This is a genomic window from Kitasatospora sp. NPDC002965 (assembly GCF_040611255.1).
Lineage (GTDB): Bacteria > Actinomycetota > Actinomycetes > Streptomycetales > Streptomycetaceae > Kitasatospora.
This window is the reverse complement of the sequence record NZ_JBEXNT010000015.1, coordinates 57,034-73,763: the sequence shown is the minus strand read 5'-3', so window position 1 is coordinate 73,763 and position 16,730 is coordinate 57,034. Positions and strand designations below refer to the sequence as shown.

Here is a 16,730-nt window from a genome sequence, read left to right as displayed (position 1 = left end):
GTGAGCGCCACCTTCCGGGTGAAGCGGGAGCCGGCCTTCGCGTCCCGCAGGGGGTGGGGACAGCCCCCGTGTCGATCATGGCGTCAGCAGGATGGGCGGCGGTGCGGCCGCGCGGCAGGCTGGAGCGCGAACGACCCAGGGCGACAGCGACAAGGGAGTGATCGGTGAAGGCACGTGCGGGGGCCGCAGCACTGTTGGCGGGGACGTGCGCGATGGCGGTCTCGGGGTTCTTCCCGACTGCCGCCGCTGCGGGGGAGCGGGCGTCGGCCGCGCCCCCCGCCGGTCTCAGGGCGGCCGTCGAACAGACGGTCGCGGACGGATTCCCGGCCGCCGTCGCGTACGCCAGGCAGGGGGAGCGGGAGTCACGGACGGCGGCCGGGCTCGCCGACACGGCGACCGGCGAGCGGGCCCGACCGGACCAGCGGTTCCGGATCGCCAGCAACACCAAGTCGTTCGTCTCGACGGTGCTCCTGCAACTGGAGGGCGAGGGGCGGCTCTCGCTCGACGACAGCGTGGAGAAGTGGCTGCCCGGCGTGGTCGGCGGGAACGGCAACGACGGCAACGCCATCACCGTCCGGCAGCTGCTCAACCACACCTCGGGCATCTACGACCCCACCGACGAGCCGGAGTTCTTCGCCCCCTACCTGGAGCGCCACGAGTGGGGCTACGTCTACACCCCGCGGGAGGTGATCGCCCGCGCAGTCCGGCACACGCCGTCGTTCACGCCGCCCGGGAGCGGCTGGGCGTACTCCAACACCAACTACCTGCTCGCCGGGCTGGTGATCGAGGCGGTCACGCACCACAGCGCGCCCTCCGAGATCCACCGACGGATCCTTGTCCCGCTCGGCCTCAGGAACACCTCCTTCCCCGTGACCGACCCGGACATCCGCGGCCCCCACCTGCACGGGTACGACCTCGCGGGCCGCGACGTGACCCGGTTCAGCCCGTCGTACGACTGGACCGCCGGCGCCATGATCTCCACCGTCGACGACCTGGCCCGGTTCCACCGGGCCCTGTTCGGCGGCAAGCTGCTGCGCCCGGCCCAGCAGCGTGAGCTGTTGACCACGGTGAAGTTCACGGGCGGGCCGGCGTACGGACTGGGCGTGCAGCGCAGGGAGGTGACCTGCGGCACGGGTCCGGACGCCAAACAGGTCAGCACCTGGGCGACCGACGGCGGCGGCCCCGGCTTCATGAGCCTGTCGTTCAGCACCGTCGACGGTGAGCGGCAGTTGGTCCTCGCCCTCAACGTCTACGACCTCGGCGCGGACCTGAAGGACGAGGTGCCCGTCCCGCTGGGCCCGGGTGCGGCGCAGGTGCAGACGGCGGCCCTGTGCGGCTGAGGCGGTCGCCCTCCGCAGACTCGTCCGGGCCGACCGCCCGCCGGTAGCCGGGTAGCCGGGTGGGTCGCCGGTGGTTCGGGCTACTCGGCGGGGATGCCGCGGAGGAGGAAGGGGAGGTGGGCGCCCCGGGCGAGGGCGTCGAGGGCCTGGGTGGTGCGGTGGTGTTGGTCGGGGGTCATGGCGTCGGTGAGTTGGGCGCGGTGGAGCCAGTGGACGGCGGTGATGGTGTGGGGCGGGCGGTGGCGGGCGACGGTGGATTCCTGGGCGGGGGTGAGTCGGCCGCCCCAGTAGACGAAGTTGACGGCTTCGGGGAGGTGTCGGGCGTCGACGTAGTCGGTGGCGAGGACGGAGCGCAGGGGGCGGACGAGTTCGGGCCTGGTGGTCCACTCGCAGCCGCCGCCCTCGTGGCGGAGGTAGGCGAGGCCGCCGAGGGTGTCCATGTAGACGCCTTCGAGCACCCCACCGGCGGGGACACGGCACCCGAAGTCACGGACCACCTCCCCGACGACGGGGGTGTACACGGGCATGCGGGGGCAACTGGGCATGGGGGCTCCATTGGTCACACAGGGTCCCGGATCTCTCACGGGGTGTAGCCATGGTGACCTGCCCTGGCCTACGATGACCAGCATCTAACCCTTGACCGTCCGGATTGGTTAGGGGTGGCAACGCCCTTGGAATTTAACGATCATGACGCAACGTTGTCGCCGCTCGTCCGCCTTGGCATAGAACTCCGCAGGTCGAGGAGGGCCATGCGATGGTCGCAGGCCGAACTCGGGCGACGAATGGGATTCTCGGATGCCATGGTCTCCTAGATCGAACGAGCGAAGAAGCCGGTAACTTCTAACTTCGCGGTTCGAGCTGACGACGTGTTTCAGACTGGCGGTACTTTCCTAGAGCTGTGGCGGCGATACACGCGAGCCAGCCTGCTTGAGGGATTCGCCGAGTTCGCGGATGCGGAGTCCAGGTGCCGACGGCTTCGCACCTTTGAGCTGGGCGTGATCCCCGGACTCTTTCAGACGGAGGCGTACGCAGCCGCTCTGGAAGCAGCGAATGTCCGGCGTGGCAGCTTGGGTCAGGCGCAGACCAGTGAACGGGTGGCGTTCCTGATTCATCGACAACGGCTGCTTGAGCAGAAGGTCCCGCCGACCATCCAGGCGGTCCTGGAGCAGAGTTGCCTCCTCCGGCCGATCGGCGGGCGCGCGGTGATGTGCGAACAGCTCGATCACCTCAAACGGTTGGCAGGGCGGCCGAACATCACTGCCCAGATCGCACCGTTCGAACTGGCCGAGCAACGTCCATTTGTGCTTCCTCTGGTGCTGCTCACGCTGCCTGACCGGACTGTGGTGGGGTATGCCGAGTCGCAGTTGCGGGGGTATCTGGAGAGAGGTCGTACCACTATCGCGGCGTGGGAAGCGGACTACGATCAGCTCCAGGTGGAGTCGCTGTCCACGGCGGCCTCACTGGCCATGATCCGCGCTGTTCGGAAGGACCTTGAATGACGCCTATCAACCTGGCCGGCGCTCGATGGGTGAAGTCGCGACACAGTGGCAACGGTGGGAACTGTGTCGAGATTGCGCCTGGCTTCCCCGGTCTCGTCCCCGTCCGTGACTCCAAGGACCCATCCGGTCCTGCGCTCGTCTTCCCTGTCGATGGGTGGCGCTCCTTCGTCACTGCCCTCCAGGCCGGCGAATTCGGTGAGGGTTGATCGCCATCGCCCGATGGCCCTGACCGTTCACCGGTCAGGGCCATCGTCGTACTCGGCGGGTTCTAGGGGTGTGCCTGGTTGTTCGGTGCACGTACCTTGGCTTGTGGCAGAGCTGACTCCCCCGCCGAAGGGCCATCGGATGGCAGGCATCGACCGCACCATCTCTCACTGGCGCAGGAGCACGTACAGCCAGCAGGGCGGCAACTGCGTTGAGGTAGCGCTCGGTTCTTCCGACCTCGTCCCCGTCCGTGACTCCAAGGACCCATCCGGTCCTGCGCTCGTCTTCCCTGTCGATGGGTGGCGCTCCTTCGTCACTGCCCTCCAGGCCGGCGAATTCGGCGAGGGTTGATCGCCATCGCCCGATGGCCCTGACCGTTCACCGGTCAGGGCCATCGTCGTACTCGGCCGGTTCTGGGATTCACCCGGTCGTTCGGCGCGCGTACCGTGAACGGTGCTGGTACCAACTCCCTTGTGGAAGGGCTCCCGGATGACGCGTGTCGACCTCACGACTGCCCGGTGGTGCAAGAGCACGTACAGCGACAACGGGGGCACGTGTGTCGAGATTGCCCCCGAACTCCCCGGCATCGTTCCCGTCCGCGATTCCAAGGACCCCCACGGCCCCGCTCTCCTCTTTCCGGCCGCTGCCTTCGCCGCCTTCGTCGCTGCCGTCCGGGCCGGGGAGTTCGGAGAGGTTTGATGCTTGGTGCCGGAAGGCCCCGCCCGACCGGGCGGGGCCTTCCGGCTACCTCTCCTCCCCGGCCTCCTCCGGCGGGGGCGGCACGCCCGCGCGCCAGCGGGCCAGGGCGGTCGCGCCCTCCGCGAGCGGGGTGGGCCGCTCCTCCTCGGGGGCGCTCACCGGGCGGCCAGCGCGTGCTGGATGTCCGCCAGCGACCGGTTCTTGGTCTCCGGCACCTTCCGTGCCACGAACAGCACCGCCCCGAGCGACACCGCCGCGAAGAACCAGAACACCCAGCGCTCACCGATCGCATCGGCCGTCGGCAGGAAGGCCTGGCCGACCACGAAGTTGGCGGCCCAGTTGACCAGTGCGCACAGGCCCGTCCCCCGCGCCCGCGACTCGGGCGGGAAGATCTCGGCCGCCAGGATCCAGAACACCGGCCCCAGCCCGATCGCGAACGCCCCCACGTACGACGTCATCGCGACCAGGGCGACCGTGTCGGCGACCGGCCCCGGTTGCTGAGGCCCGAGGGCCGCGCCCAGCGCCACCAGCGAGACCGCCATGCCGCCCAGCGACCAGAGCAGCAGCGGGCGTCGCCCGACGCGGTCGATCAGCGGGATCGCGGCGATCGTGAGCACCACGTTCACCGTGCCGATCGCCACCGAGTAGCCGATCGAGTCGGTGGCCGGAAGCCCGGCCCGGGCCATGATGCTCGGCGCGTAGTAGATGATCGAGTTGATTCCGCCGAACTGCTGCACCGCCGCCAGCGTCACCCCGATGACCAGCGCGGCCCGCGCCCCCGGGGTGGTGAGCAGGGCGCGCGGCCGCTCGGTCCGCGCCGTCCGGGTGCGGCCGTCCAGCCAGGCGGGCGTCTCCGGGATGAACAGCGTCCCGATCAGCATCGCCACGGACGGCACCAACCCGACCGCGAACATGGCCCGCCAGTCGGCGGCGTCCGCGAAGGCCAGGTTGACCAGGTACGACACCAGGATGCCCACGGTCAGCAGGATCTGGTTGACCGTGATCATCCGCCCCCGCAGCCTCGGCGGCGCGATCTCCGCCAGGTAGAGCGGCACGACCGTCGAAGCGCTGCCGACCGCGAGGCCGAGGACGGCCCGGGCGGCCAGCAGGGTCCAGAAGTCGGGGGCCAGGGTGGCGAGCAGCAGTCCGACGGTGAACGTGGCGGCGACGCCGATCAGCACCTTCCTGCGGCCGAAGCGGTCGGCCGGCCGGGCGCCGGCCAGCGCACCGACCGCCGCGCCGAGCAGCAGCGCGGAGATGACCGCGCCCTCCTGGAACGCGTTCAGCGCGAGCTGGTCCTTGAGGAACAGCAGCGCACCGGAGATGACGCCGGTGTCGAAGCCGAACAGCAGGCCGCCGAGCGCCACCACGCCGGTGGCGAGGGCCATACGGGGCACGGGCGGTGGCGCGACGTCGGGTGCGGCGGGCGGTGCGACGTCCAGGTGGAGCTGCGGTGCCATGAGCGGGTTCCCCTCCTGGGGCGGGTCGGGCCGGGGGCAGCCGGGCCGGGGGCAGTGGGGCCGGGGCAGTGGGGCCGGACGTGACCGACCGGCTAGTGGTGGGCGTGGGAGGCGTCGAGCTCGTGCAGGACGGACTCGTGCCGGATGTCGAACCACCGCAGGTAGGCGACCAGCCGCTCGGTGAAGGCGTGCGCCTCCGCCTCCTCGCGCCGGCTCTGCGGGGCCCGCGCGGGGAGCGGCCCGTCGATCGACTCCAGGGCCGGGGTGCACAGTTCGACCGTGTCGCCGGGCGCGGCGAGCCCGTCCAGGTAGTCGGCGGTCCGGTGGCCGGGGACGCCGTGGTAGAGCTGCGTCCAGACCAGTTGTTGCGGTCGGGCGCCGGCCGCGGTGAGGGCGCGCCAGCGGGCGGAGGCGTCGGGATCGTGGGCGTCGGCGTGGATTCTGCGGGCCAGCCGGGCGGTGGCGGTTCCGGCCATGCCGCGCAGGGCCTTGGCCTCGTGACTGCCGGCCCGGTCGAGCAGGGCGTCGATCTCGACGTCGATGCCGCCGACGCCGAAGGCTGCGACGGAGCCGAGGGTGGTGAGGTCGAGGCCGCGCCAGCGGGCGAGTTCGAGCCCGTCGAGGTGGGCCCGGACGGCCTGCCGGTAGCGGGTGACGGAGTGCACCGGGCCGAGCCGGACGCCGATGCCCTCGCCGAGCAGCGGGGTCAGGGCGGCGACGCCCGCGTCGGAGGCCGGCAGGGCGGCCAGCAGGTTGGGCCGCGCGACGGTGGCGGCCAGCCGGCGGGCGGCGTGCAGTTGGGCGGTGGCGGCGCGGGTCCGGGCGGCGACCGGTACGGAGACCAGTCCGTCGCGTCCTTCGCTGCGCTTGTACACGGGGAGCAACACGTCGCACAGCAGGCGGAGTTCACTCTCCGGGACCGGTCCGGTGAGGGCGACGGAGGTGATCCGGCCGGCTTCGGCGAGGCGGCGGATCCGGTCGTGGCCGGCGGCGCCGGACGGGGTGTGCTGGTACCAGACGCCGAGGCCGGTGGCGGTGCGTACCGGGGGGCGCTCCAGGGTGCCGATCATGCGGGGACGGTCCTTTCCGGGTCGAGGGGGTGGGGGTGCGGAGTGGGTGGCACGGTTCCGGGAGCGGGTGGAGGGGAGGGTGCGGGGCGAACGGCGGGGTCGGCGGGCCGCAGCCGCGCGCTGGCCGCTACCGCGACCAGGGCGGCCAGGCAGATCGCGGCGGCGAGCGGGACCACCGGCCCGACCCCGTGCGCGGTGACCGTCCGGCCACCGAGCGCGGCCCCTGCGGCGATTCCGGCGTTGGCCGCCGAGACACCCAGGGTGGCCGCGAAGTCACCGCCGGAGCCGGCGAGTTCGACGATCCGGGACTGCAGGGCCGGGACCAGACCGAAGCCGACCAGGCCCCAGCACGCGACGATCACCGCGGCGGCGGCCCCGGACCGGCCGAACAGGTGCAGCGCGAGCAGTGCGGCGGAGAGTCCGGCGCAGCCCAGGGTGAGCGTGCCGGCGGCCCGGCGGTCGGCCAGCCGGCCGCCGGTGAAGGTGCCGACGGCGCTGGCCGCCCCGAAGGCCAGCAGGTACGCGCCGACCAGCCCGCCGGTGACGCCGGTGACGCCCTCCAGGTAGCCGGCCAGGTAGGTGTACGCGGTGAACTGGCCGGTGAACAGCACCACGGCGATGCCCAGCACGGCGAGGACCGGGCCGGACAGCGCGCCCCGGAGCTGTCCGGCCAGGCTCGCCGCCCCCATGGCCGCGGTCGGCGGGACGGTCCGCCGGACGGCCAGCAGGGCGAGTACCCCGAGCACCGTGACGGCGGCGAGTGCGGCGCGCCAGCCGAGCCACTGCCCGGCCAGCGTGCCGAGCGGCACGCCGAGCACGGTGGCGACCGAGATGCCGCCGAAGACCAGCGAGATGGCCCGTCCCTGCCGGCCGGGGCCGGCCAGGGCGACGGCCACGCTGGTGGCGGCGCCGACGATCACCCCGTGGGCGAGCCCGGCCGCGCAGCGGGCGGCCAGCAGGACGGCGACGTTCCCGGCGGCGGCCCCGCCGGCGCTCGCCGCCACGTAGGCGGCGAGCGCGCCGAGCAACAGGGTGCGGCGCGGCAGCCGGAGGGTCAGTGCGGTGAGGGCCGGCCCGCCGAGGGAGATGCCCAGGGCGTAGCCGGTGACCAGCAGGCCGACCGTGCCCAGTCCGGTCCCCAAACCGTCGGCGATCGGGCCGAGGATTCCGACGACGACGAACTCCGACGTGCCGACGACGAAGGCGGTGAGCGCCAGGGCGAGGAACGCCGGGCGATTCGCCGGGTGATTCACCTGCCGCGCGACCCGATCCTTTTCCGGAAAGTCCTTCGGAAAAGCCGACGAAGGACTTTCCGGGAAACTCTGCGGGCCGTCGGCCGTTCTGGTCTCCGTGCTGTCCGGCATGGCCGTCAGCTCTCCGGCCAGTATTCGGAGGGAAGGTAGAGGCGGGTTTCGGTGGCCTGTTCGTACGGCATTCCGGAGGGCATGTTGATGAGTTCCATGCTCATGCCCCAGGGGGTGGTGAAGTAGACCCAGCGGTCGCCCTTGATCGGACCGTCCTCGATGGTCTCGGGCTCGCCGAGGATGGTGACGCCGGGGTGCTTGCGCAGGTAGTCGGCGGCCTTGTCGACGTCGTCCACGTAGATCGCGAAGTGGTGGCCGCCGATGTCGCTGTTCCGCGGCTGCTCGCGGTCCTGCTCGGGGGCGGTGTACTCGAAGAGCTCCAGGTTGGCGTTGGGGCCGAGGCGGAGCATGGCGATGTTCGCGGAGGCCCGCGGGTCGACGTTCAGCTTGCGGGCCATCCAGTCGGTCTCCGGGTCCTCGACCGGGCCGAGGCGGTAGGCGAGTTCGGCGCCGATGACGTCGACGAAGAAGTCGACGGCCTGCCGGAGGTCGGGCACGGTGTAGGCGATGTGGTGGACCGCCCGGGCGCCCGGAATCTTGGCCATGGGAATCCTCTTTCGTTCGATCCCGTTCCGAGGGATCCCGCCGGTGGGCCCGGCGGGATTTCCCGGCCGACTGTCCGTAGCCGGCTGATTCGAGAATGGGGCCGACCGGCGGTGGGGGCAACGAGCTCCGGCGGACTTTGTCAAGGTGCCAAACCGGCGCTCCGGGCGTTCACGATTCCGGCCGACTGTGTTCTGCTGTTGGGCCGATCGGGAATTTCTCCCACGTATTCGAGCGGAGCTGGTTCACATGACGATCACGTCCGAGGTTCACGTCGCCGGCCGGGTGGCCCCGGGATTCGAGCGGGTCCGTGCCGAGTTCGAGCGCAACCTGCTCGAACGGGACGATCTGGGCGCCGCGTTCTCGGTCCACCTGGGCCGGGAGACGCTGGTGGACCTCTGGGGCGGGACGGCGGACGCGCGGACCGGCGCCCGCTGGGAGCGGGACACGCTCCAGACGATCTTCTCCGGGAGCAAGGGCATCACCGTCACCGCGCTGCTGAAGCTGGTGGACCGCGGTGCGATCGAGCTGGACCGCCCGGTCTCCCACTACTGGCCCGAGTTCGCGGCGGCCGGCAAGGCCGCGGTGACCGTCCGGGAGGTGGTCACCTTCACCGGCCGGCTGCCCGGCATGTGGGCCCCGGTCAGCCAGGACGACGCCAACGACCCGGTCCTGATGGCGAAGCTGATCGCCGCCCAGGAGCTGGAGAGCGACCCGCGCGCCGACGGCATCCTGTATGGGCCGCTGTCGGCCGGCTGGATCGTCGGCGAGCTGATCCGCCGGGTGGACGGCCGCCCGCTGGACCGGTTCTTCCGCGAGGAGATCGCCGGGCCGCTGGGGCTCGACATCCACTACGGCACCGGCCCGGCCGACTGGCCCCGGCTGGCCCGCACCACCTACGGGACCAACTTCCTGCCCCAGTTCACCGGCTTCTTCCACAGCGACGACCCGCTGACCCGGCGGATCTGGCAGAACCCGCAGCCGTTCCCGGACGACGAAGGCGTCTGGGGCCGTCCGGAGCGCCGGTCCGCGCTGATACCGGCGATCAACGTGAGCGGCACCGCCCGGGCGTTCTCGACGCTGTACGGGATCCTGGCCGAGGACGCCGTCCGCCCGCGGGACGACGCCCCGCTGCTGCTCTCCCGGACGACCATGGACGAGGCGCGCGGCGTGTACGCCCGCAAGACGGACCGGCTGATCGACGTGGTGATGGCGTACGGCGGCGGCGGGTACCGGCTGCGGACGGCCGAGCGGCCCGGCCCGGACGGGGAGACCTTCGGCCATGACGGCGGCGGCGGTTCGGCGAACCAGGCGTGGCCCCGGGTCGGCCTGGGGGTCTCGTACGTGATGAACCGGTTGATCGCGCTGGGGCCGGACGACAAGCGGGCCGGCTCGCTGCTCAAGGCGCTGGCGGCGGACGTGACCGACCTGGGGCTGATGCCCGAGGGCCGGTCCTGAGACCCGCCGGGGAAGCCGTCGACGGCAGTGACGGCGGCGACGTTGCTGATGGCAGCGGGCCCGGCCGGACAGGCGGAAACGGCAAGGGCCCCCACGGGGGTCGGGGGCCCTTGCCGGTCGGGTGGCCCACCCGGCGGAGCACGCCGCCGGGTGGGCCGGTCATCGCACCGCGGTCACCACGCCGCGGTCATCGCACCGCAGTCACGCCGCGGACGTCACGCCGCGGACGCGGCCTCCGCCTCGGCGGCCTTGGCCGCCTCCGCGGCGGCGATGCCGTCCAGGCGGGCGTACTGCTCGGGGGTCAGCTCGACGGCCAGCGCGCCCAGGTTCTCCGCGAGGTGCTTCTCGGAGGTGGTGCCCGGGATGGGCAGGATGTTGGGCGAGCGGTGCAGCAGCCAGGCGAGCGCCGTCTGGGCCGGGGTGGCGCCGATCTCGCGGGCGACCTCGGAGACCGGGCTGTCCTCGCCCGCGTGGCCGCCGATGGCGATCGGGAAGAACGGCAGGAACGCGATGCCGCGCTCGGCGGTGAAGTCGACCACCGCGTCGTGCTGGCGGGTGGCCAGGTTGTACCAGTTCTGCACGGAGGCGATCGGGGCGATCTCCAGGGCCTGCTTCAGCTCGTCGACGGTGACCTCGGAGAGCCCGATGTGCCGGACCTTGCCCTCGTCCTGGAGCTGCTTGAGCGCGCCGATCTGGTCGGCCAGCGGCACCTCGGGGTCGATCCGGTGCAGCTGGAGCAGGTCGATCCGCTCGACCTGGAGCCGGCGCAGGCTCAGCTCGGCCTGCTGGCGGAGGTAGGCCGGGTGGCCGACCGGGACCCACTCGGAGGGGCTCGGGCGGGTCATGCCGACCTTGGTGGCGACCACGACGTCCTGGGCGTACGGGTGCAGGGCCTCGGAGACCAGCTCCTCGCCGGCGCCGAGGGCGTAGGAGTCGGCGGTGTCGATCAGCTGGACGCCGTGCTCGACGGCGGCGCGCAGCACACCGAGGGCGGCGGCGCGCGGGGTCGGGCCGTGCCAGACGATCGCCTCGGTCGGCTTGATGTCCGGGGTGTCGGCGAGGCGCATGGTGCCGTAGCCGATCCGGCGGACCGTCAGGTCTCCTCCGACAGCGAAGGACTGGCGGTCGATCTGGGTGGTGATCTCGGTGTTCGTCACGCTGGTCACGGTACAATCTCCCATTCGTGTGAGATTCAAGTGGTTGTGAGGGGTGTCACATGCGGATCGGTGAGCTGGCGGCGCTGACCGGGGTCAGCGTCCGCCTGTTGCGGTACTACGAGGAGCAGGGCCTGCTGGAGACCCACCGCCGCGAGGGCGGCCACCGCCGGTACGGGGAGGAGGCGCCGGCGGTGGTCCGGAACATCCGGGCCCTGCTGGGGGCGGGGCTCTCCACCGGGGCCATCCGGGACGTGCTGCCCTGCGTGGGCGGCGACGGCTCGGTGGCGCCCTGCATGCTGGAGGTGCTGGAGCACCGGCTGGACCTGTTGGACCGGCAGATGCTGTCGCTCGGGGCGAGCCGGGCCGCGTTGGCGGGGATCGTCGCGGCGGCCCGGCGGGAGGCGGCGGAACCGGTACCGGTGTAGCGCCCCGCCCCGGTGCCCGTTACTCGGCCGCCGCGGTGGCGGCCGGTGCGGGTACGGCGGGTACGGCGGTTCCGGCGGGCGCGGTGGCCGCGGTGGTCGCCGCCCGGGGAGCCGACGGAGGAACCGGCCGGGTACCGGGCCGGGTAGCGGGCCGGGACCGACCCCATCGACGCATCACCGGCACCTCGACCAGGCGGTACAGCGCCCAGCCGAAGACGATGCTCAGCGCCAGGGTGATCCCCATGACCCCCAGGGCACCGGGGGTGTCCCAGGTGTTCGCGCCGGCCGATCCGGTCGCCGCGAGGCCCAGCGGTCCGTACTGGATGACCAGGAAGTGGACCATGTAGAAGGCGAAGGAGACCTCGCCGAGCCAGACCATGGTCCGGCCGGCGAACGGTGTCCCGAGCCCCGCGGCGTCCTTGACGGCGACCGCGGCGATCAGCAGCGCGACCGGCAGGGCGGTCGGGGCGGCCATGCCCCAGGCGTCCGGCAGCGTGATCATCAGTGCGTAGCCGGCGGCGACGAGCAGGACCGTCACCGGCCAGCCGATCGCCACCCACCGCCCGGTCCGGACGATCCGTGCCAGCAGGATGCCGAGCACGAACTCCGGCAGCCGGGAGGCCGGGAGGAAGTAGACGAACCAGTACCGCCAGAAGGAGAGCGGCTGCCAGGGCGAGTCCGGGCTCCCCGGGAGCAGCTGGGCGAGCAGCGGCAGGGCGAACAGCGCCGCCGTCACCAGGCCCACCCAGAGCCAGAGCCGCTCCGGCCGGATGCGCTTCACCAGCGGCAGGATCACCGGGAAGCTCAGGTAGAACAGCACCTCGCAGGCGAGCGACCAGCTCGGGCCGTTCGTCCCGCCGATCACCTCCAGGGAGGGGATCCAGCTCTGCAGCAGCAGCAGCGAGGGGACCGTCCCGGCGGTGGTCAGCTCGGCGCCGGCCCGGGCCATCAGCAGCAGCCCGACCAGCCAGGTGACGGCGTGGTTGGGGTACAGCTTGAAGAGCCGGCGGCGGTAGAAGGCGGCGGGGCGGTCGCCGTCCCGGGCCGACCAGGTGAGCACGAAGCCGCTCAGGACGAAGAAGAACCCGACGCCGAGGAAGCCCGCCCGGCTGAGGTACGTCGACATGAAGTCGTTCAGGCCGGGCCGGTCGAACGGCTTGGCGACCGACACGTGGGTCAGGAAGACCAGCAGTGCGGCGATCCACCGCATGCCGGTCAGCGACGGCAGCCGGGAGAGTGCCTCCCGGGTGGGCGCGCTCACCGGGTGCTCCCGGGGAGCCGGATCGACTGGCGGTGGCGGAAGAAGTCCTTCGGGTCGTACTGCTGCTTGATCCGCTGCAGTCTCGGGTAGTTGTCCTTGTAGTAGAGCGCGCTCCACGGGACGTTCGAGGTGTTCTGCTCCGGGTCGCTCAGGTCGCGGTCCGCGTAGTTGACGTAGCAGCCGTCGGTGACCCGGTTGGAGACCGGGACGCCGCCGGTGTCGCCGTACACCTCGCGGTAGAACTCCTGCAGCCAGGCCATGTTGGGGGCGTCGTCGGCCGGCGCCGTCCAGTAGGTCTGGTACAGCAGCTTGAAGATCGCGTCCCGCTGCGGCAGTGCGGTGGCGCCGGAGGCGACGCTGTTGATCCGGCCGCCGAAGGAGATCACGGCGACGCCGCCGCGCGGGTTGGTGTAGTCGGTGCGGGTCAGGTGCTTCCAGACGGCCGCGATCTGGTTCTCGGGGAAGCCGCGGCGCATGTACGCCGACTTGTGGCCGGCCCGCAGCTGCGGGTTGGTCTGGGTCGCGTCCATGGTGCCGATGTACTTGACCGCCTTCAGCCACGGCAGCCGGACCACGTCGCCCTGGTGGGGCACACCGAGGGCGGTGCTCAGGCCCTGGACGAAGTCGTCGGCGCGCTGCTCGGCCTGCGGCACGTCGCCGTTGACCTGGAGCAGCAGGACCAGGCTGCCGGAGACCTTGTGGTTGAGGAAGAGCCAGCTGGTCAGGCCGTTGTACACCGAGTCGGGGGCGCTGTTCTGCTCGAACCAGGTGCCGTAGTGGCGCACCATCTCGGTGAAGCCGCGCTGGGTGATGTTCTCCCAGGACCAGCTCGGGATGGCGATCAGCACCTCGGCCGGCGGCTTGGGCAGCAGGTCCGACGGGTTGGTGCCGGTGGCACCCGGCGAGCGGAACCAGTACCGGGTGACCACGCCGAAGTTGCCGCCGCCACCGCCGGTGTGGGCCCACCAGAGGTCGCGGTGCGGGTCGTTCGGCTCGCGGGTCGCGACGACCGCCCGGGCCCGGCCGTTGGCGTCGAGGGTGACGACCTCGATCGCGTACAGGTGGTCGACCACCAGGCCGTGCTTGCGGGACAGGTTGCCGTAGCCGCCGCCCTGGACGTGCCCGCCGACACCGACCGCGTAGCAGACGCCGCCCGGAACGGTGACCCCCCAGCCCTCGTACAGGGTCTGGTAGACCTTCAGCAGGGTGGCGCCCGCCTCGACCTCGAACGCCCGGCGGCCGGGGTCGTAGCCGACCGCGTCCATGAGGTTCATGTCGACGACGATCTCGACCTCGGGGTTGTAGACGAAGTCCTCGTAGCAGTGCCCGCCGCCCCGGACGGTGAGCCGCTGCCGCTTGTCGGCCGCGTCCTGCACCGCCTGCACCACCTGGGCGGTGGTGCGCGGCAGCCGGACGCCCTTCGGCTTGGCCTCCCAGCGCGGGTTGAAGCCGGATATCAGGTCGACGTAGCGCGGGTTCTCGGGGGTGACGCTGATCAGGTCCCCGTTCCGTACCGCTCCGGACGCCCGACCGGTGTCCTCCGCGGCCGCCGCGGCGGCCGGGACGAGCAGCCCGCCGGCCGTGGCGGTGCCGACGGTCGCCCCGGCACCGGCCACGAACGTGCGGCGACTGAGATTTCGCATGGAACTCTTCCCACTTCCTGTCAGTGATGGCGCGGTTCAGTCGAGTTGGGGGATCCGGGGCGGCAGTGCGGCGCTGAGCCGCTGCGGCAGGACGCGGGTGCTCAGCAGCCGCAGTCCGTCCGGGCCGGCCGTCACGGTAATCTCGGATTCGTGCCGGGCGAGCAGCAACGTGCCTTCGGTGACGGGGAGTTCGTCGAGGCCGTGGGTGGCGGTGCCGGTGCCGGCGACGACGAACAGGGCTTCCTCGACCCCGTCGTGCGGCTCGTGGAGCAGGGTGTCGCCGGGCGGCAGCCGCCACAGGTCGACCGTCTCGGTCTCGCTGTGCAGCATGCCCCGGCGGGCCAGGCAGGACCAGGTCCGTTCCCGCGACCCGGTCGCGGCCGGAGCGCAGTCCACCGGGCGCAGCGCGCGGCTGACGATCATCGCGCGGCCCGCCCCGGTACCGCGAGCTCGGCGTGGAAGAACTCCAGGCCTCCCTCGTGGGCCGTGATCACCGCGTCCACCCCGAACGGCAGGGTCACCGCCGTGCCCGCCGCGATCTCCACCTCCGTGGAGCCGGCCGTGGCGGTGCCGGAGCCGGTCAGCACGAAGACGGTGTGCTCGCCGGCGTGCGAGCTGTACGCGGCGGAGTCGCCGGCCGCCAGCTCCCGGATCTCCACCAGGCGCAGCGGGCCGGTGAAGACGCCGGCCGGGTCGACCGCCCTCTCCTCCCGCAGGTCGTGCAGCCGCATGGTCTCGGTCTTCCTCTCGCTCGGACGGGTGGTCGTGGGGTCGGGCGCCGGCCCGTGCAGGACGGCGGACGTGGCCGGGGACGGCATCTCGATGACCAGCCACTCCAGGTGCCCCTCGGGGGCGCTGCCGTAGCCGGGGTCGGTGACGCCCGCGGGGGCGCCGGTGTTGCGCAGGCCGTGCACGGTGCCGATCCCGGTGAGCAGCAGGGACCCGGGGCGGGCCGGCCGCGGTTCGCCGTCGACCAGGAACTCGCCGTGGCCGCGGAGGATGAAGTAGATCTCCTCGGTGCGGGTGTGGCGGTGTTCGCCGCTCAGCCCGCCGGGCGGGATCCGGGCGACCTCGATCGCCTCGACCTCGGCCTCCAGGTGCTGCCGGCCGGCGAGGGCCTTCCAGTAGGTGAGGCCGGGGGCGCCGTGCACGCCGTAGATCTCGGAGGCGTCCCGGGTGTCCGCGACGATCAGGCCGGGCGCGGGCGTTGCTGCCGTGGCCGTGGCCGTGGCCGTGGCCGTGGCCCTGGTTGCCGTGGCCGTGGCCGTAACCCTGGTTGCCGATCCCGCCGCCGCTGCGTCAGACACGGCTGAGCTCCCGGAGGGCGTTGAGCTCGCGCAGGTCCTCGACCGCGGTGGCGAGCTCCTCACGGGTCACGTCGTTGACGAAGATCGCGTCACCGATGCCGACCGGCAGCGGGAGCCGCTGCTGGCCGTCGCGGTGCCGGACGGTGTCCTGGAGCGCGACGTCGAGAAGCTCGGCGTCGAGCAGGTCGTTCCAGCTGGGCAGCCCCACCGAGCGCATGACGTCGAGGATCCGGTCGCGCTGCTCCAGGTCGACCAGGCCGCGGCGCCAGGCGAGCACGGTGGTGAGCGCCATGTCGACGGAGACCGCCTCGCCGTGCAGCAGGGCAGGCAGGGCCCGCATCTCCAGGGTGGGGGAGAAGGTGTGACCGTAGTCGACGATCCGCTCCAGCTCGGCTTCCCACAGGTTGGGCTGGAGCTCCTCCAGCATGCCGTGGATGGCGCGGCGGATCACCTGACCGGCCGGGTCGCCGGGGCGGGCGTCGTCCTGGAACTTCTGCTCGACCAGCCACGGGCCGTGCTGCTCCAGCAGCTCGAACAGCCGGGCGTCCTTGATCAGCGCCATCTTGAGGATCTCGCCCATGCCGTTGGCGATGTGGCGGCGGTCGACGGTGGCGAGGAAGGAGCGGTCGAGCAGGGTGAGCACGGGGGCGAAGTAGGTGCCGAGGCGGTTCTTGTGGCCGTTGAAGTTGACCCCGGTCTTGACCCCGACACCCGCGTCGACCAGGCCGATCAGCGTGGTGGGGACACGCACCACCGGGGTGCCCCGGCGGTAGAGGTTGGCCACCAGGCAGACGATGTCCATCAGGACGCCGCCGCCGATCACGATGATCGGCTCGCGCCGGCGGTCCAGGCCGAAGGAGTCCAGCGCGACCACGATGTCCGAGGCGGTCTCGAACTCCTTGAGGGTCTCGTCGGCTCGGACCACCTGCATGAAGTAGTCGACGCCGTGGTGCTCGAAGTAGCTGCGGACGCGGTCGCCGTGCAGACGGTCGACCTCCGCGTCGATCACCACGAACCGGCGGTTGCCGCCCGTGGCTCCGGCGGACTTCTCGACCAGGGCGGTGCTCGCCGGGTCGAAGACGTCGTCGCAGACGCGCACCTCGTACTCGACCGGCTTGACCGCCCGAACGCGCCAGGACTTCGAGGACTGGCTGTAGGTGAGGCCGCTCGGGTAATTGTCGAAGACAAGCATGTCCTTTTCCCTTGTGAAGGCGTGGGTGAATTCACGAGCTGCGGTGCGGGTGCAGGGGAGGGAGGTGGCAGAATTCGTCCGGCGGAACGTGCGGGGGCCTGTGCGGCC

Annotated in this window: 18 protein-coding genes; 7 read left to right on the top strand and 11 right to left on the bottom strand. The window is 72.0% G+C overall.

Going from position 1 to position 16,730, the window contains the following annotated elements:
• The first annotated feature begins 164 nt into the window (after positions 1–164).
• Positions 165–1,340 (top strand): serine hydrolase domain-containing protein, encoded by a 1,176-nt coding sequence (locus tag ABZY91_RS09495; RefSeq protein ID WP_355401083.1) that lies wholly within the window; start codon positions 165–167, stop codon positions 1,338–1,340.
• A gap of 80 nt (positions 1,341–1,420) precedes the next feature.
• On the opposite strand, the gene ABZY91_RS09490 is transcribed toward ABZY91_RS09495, so the two are convergent.
• Positions 1,421–1,885, bottom strand: coding sequence for a hypothetical protein (locus ABZY91_RS09490; protein WP_355401081.1), 465 nt, complete (start codon positions 1,883–1,885; stop codon positions 1,421–1,423).
• Between the two features lie 321 nt (positions 1,886–2,206).
• On the opposite strand from ABZY91_RS09490, the gene ABZY91_RS09485 reads away from it, so the two are divergent.
• The 4 genes from ABZY91_RS09485 to ABZY91_RS09470 all read left to right on the top strand — a co-directional run bounded on the left by ABZY91_RS09485 (position 2,207) and on the right by ABZY91_RS09470 (position 3,742).
• The gene (locus tag ABZY91_RS09485; RefSeq protein ID WP_355401079.1) at positions 2,207–2,839 is read left to right on the top strand and encodes a DUF5753 domain-containing protein; all 633 of its coding nucleotides are present in this window, start codon (positions 2,207–2,209) and stop codon (positions 2,837–2,839) included.
• Positions 2,836–3,045 (top strand): DUF397 domain-containing protein, encoded by a 210-nt coding sequence (locus tag ABZY91_RS09480; protein WP_329883847.1) that lies wholly within the window; start codon positions 2,836–2,838, stop codon positions 3,043–3,045. Before ABZY91_RS09485 ends, ABZY91_RS09480 begins: the two co-directional genes overlap by 4 nt.
• Complete coding sequence (locus ABZY91_RS09475; protein ID WP_355401077.1) at positions 2,990–3,394, top strand: DUF397 domain-containing protein; 405 nt, start codon at positions 2,990–2,992, stop codon at positions 3,392–3,394. Before ABZY91_RS09480 ends, ABZY91_RS09475 begins: the two co-directional genes overlap by 56 nt.
• A gap of 138 nt (positions 3,395–3,532) precedes the next feature.
• Positions 3,533–3,742, top strand: a complete 210-nt coding sequence (locus ABZY91_RS09470; protein ID WP_329948079.1) for a DUF397 domain-containing protein — start codon at positions 3,533–3,535, stop codon at positions 3,740–3,742.
• 155 nt (positions 3,743–3,897) lie between these two features.
• Here the strand turns inward: ABZY91_RS09470 and ABZY91_RS09465 are convergent, their stop codons facing one another.
• The 4 genes from ABZY91_RS09465 to ABZY91_RS09450 all read right to left on the bottom strand — a co-directional run bounded on the left by ABZY91_RS09465 (position 3,898) and on the right by ABZY91_RS09450 (position 8,181).
• Positions 3,898–5,202: an MFS transporter gene (locus ABZY91_RS09465; protein WP_355401075.1), complete on the bottom strand. Its 1,305-nt coding sequence runs from the start codon at positions 5,200–5,202 to the stop codon at positions 3,898–3,900.
• A gap of 92 nt (positions 5,203–5,294) precedes the next feature.
• Positions 5,295–6,272 carry a transaldolase family protein gene (locus ABZY91_RS09460; protein ID WP_355401070.1) on the bottom strand — a complete coding sequence of 326 codons (978 nt, stop codon included), beginning with the start codon at positions 6,270–6,272 and terminating at the stop codon, positions 5,295–5,297.
• The gene (locus ABZY91_RS09455) at positions 6,269–7,525 is read right to left on the bottom strand and encodes an MFS transporter (protein WP_355401068.1); all 1,257 of its coding nucleotides are present in this window, start codon (positions 7,523–7,525) and stop codon (positions 6,269–6,271) included. Before ABZY91_RS09455 ends, ABZY91_RS09460 begins: the two co-directional genes overlap by 4 nt.
• A 116-nt stretch (positions 7,526–7,641) precedes the next feature.
• A complete protein-coding gene (locus ABZY91_RS09450) occupies positions 7,642–8,181 on the bottom strand; it encodes a VOC family protein (RefSeq protein ID WP_329883852.1) in 540 nt (179 codons plus the stop codon).
• 247 nt (positions 8,182–8,428) lie between these two features.
• Here ABZY91_RS09450 and ABZY91_RS09445 point away from each other — a divergent pair, with 247 nt between their 5' ends.
• Positions 8,429–9,637: a serine hydrolase domain-containing protein gene (locus ABZY91_RS09445; RefSeq protein WP_355401065.1), complete on the top strand. Its 1,209-nt coding sequence runs from the start codon at positions 8,429–8,431 to the stop codon at positions 9,635–9,637.
• Between the two features lie 215 nt (positions 9,638–9,852).
• On the opposite strand, the gene ABZY91_RS09440 is transcribed toward ABZY91_RS09445, so the two are convergent.
• Positions 9,853–10,794 carry an aldo/keto reductase gene (locus ABZY91_RS09440; RefSeq protein ID WP_355401063.1) on the bottom strand — a complete coding sequence of 314 codons (942 nt, stop codon included), beginning with the start codon at positions 10,792–10,794 and terminating at the stop codon, positions 9,853–9,855.
• A 59-nt stretch (positions 10,795–10,853) separates the two neighbouring features.
• Here ABZY91_RS09440 and ABZY91_RS09435 point away from each other — a divergent pair, with 59 nt between their 5' ends.
• On the top strand, positions 10,854–11,219 hold the full coding sequence (locus ABZY91_RS09435; RefSeq protein ID WP_355401061.1) for a MerR family transcriptional regulator: 366 nt from the start codon (positions 10,854–10,856) through the stop codon (positions 11,217–11,219).
• Between the two features lie 19 nt (positions 11,220–11,238).
• On the opposite strand, the gene ABZY91_RS09430 is transcribed toward ABZY91_RS09435, so the two are convergent.
• The 5 genes from ABZY91_RS09430 to ABZY91_RS09410 are packed head-to-tail and all read right to left on the bottom strand — an operon-like array spanning position 11,239 to position 16,622.
• On the bottom strand, positions 11,239–12,480 hold the full coding sequence (locus tag ABZY91_RS09430; RefSeq protein ID WP_355401059.1) for an acyltransferase: 1,242 nt from the start codon (positions 12,478–12,480) through the stop codon (positions 11,239–11,241).
• Positions 12,477–14,123, bottom strand: a complete 1,647-nt coding sequence (locus ABZY91_RS09425) for an FAD-binding oxidoreductase (RefSeq protein WP_355401057.1) — start codon at positions 14,121–14,123, stop codon at positions 12,477–12,479. The genes ABZY91_RS09430 and ABZY91_RS09425 overlap by 4 nt, the downstream gene beginning before the upstream one ends.
• Positions 14,124–14,159: 36 nt before the next feature.
• Positions 14,160–14,546 (bottom strand): hypothetical protein, encoded by a 387-nt coding sequence (locus ABZY91_RS09420; protein ID WP_329948071.1) that lies wholly within the window; start codon positions 14,544–14,546, stop codon positions 14,160–14,162.
• Positions 14,543–15,430 carry a cupin domain-containing protein gene (locus tag ABZY91_RS09415; RefSeq protein ID WP_355401054.1) on the bottom strand — a complete coding sequence of 296 codons (888 nt, stop codon included), beginning with the start codon at positions 15,428–15,430 and terminating at the stop codon, positions 14,543–14,545. The genes ABZY91_RS09420 and ABZY91_RS09415 overlap by 4 nt, the downstream gene beginning before the upstream one ends.
• Complete coding sequence (locus tag ABZY91_RS09410) at positions 15,423–16,622, bottom strand: sedoheptulose 7-phosphate cyclase (protein WP_329948069.1); 1,200 nt, start codon at positions 16,620–16,622, stop codon at positions 15,423–15,425. The genes ABZY91_RS09415 and ABZY91_RS09410 overlap by 8 nt, the downstream gene beginning before the upstream one ends.
• Positions 16,623–16,730 lie beyond the last annotated feature (108 nt).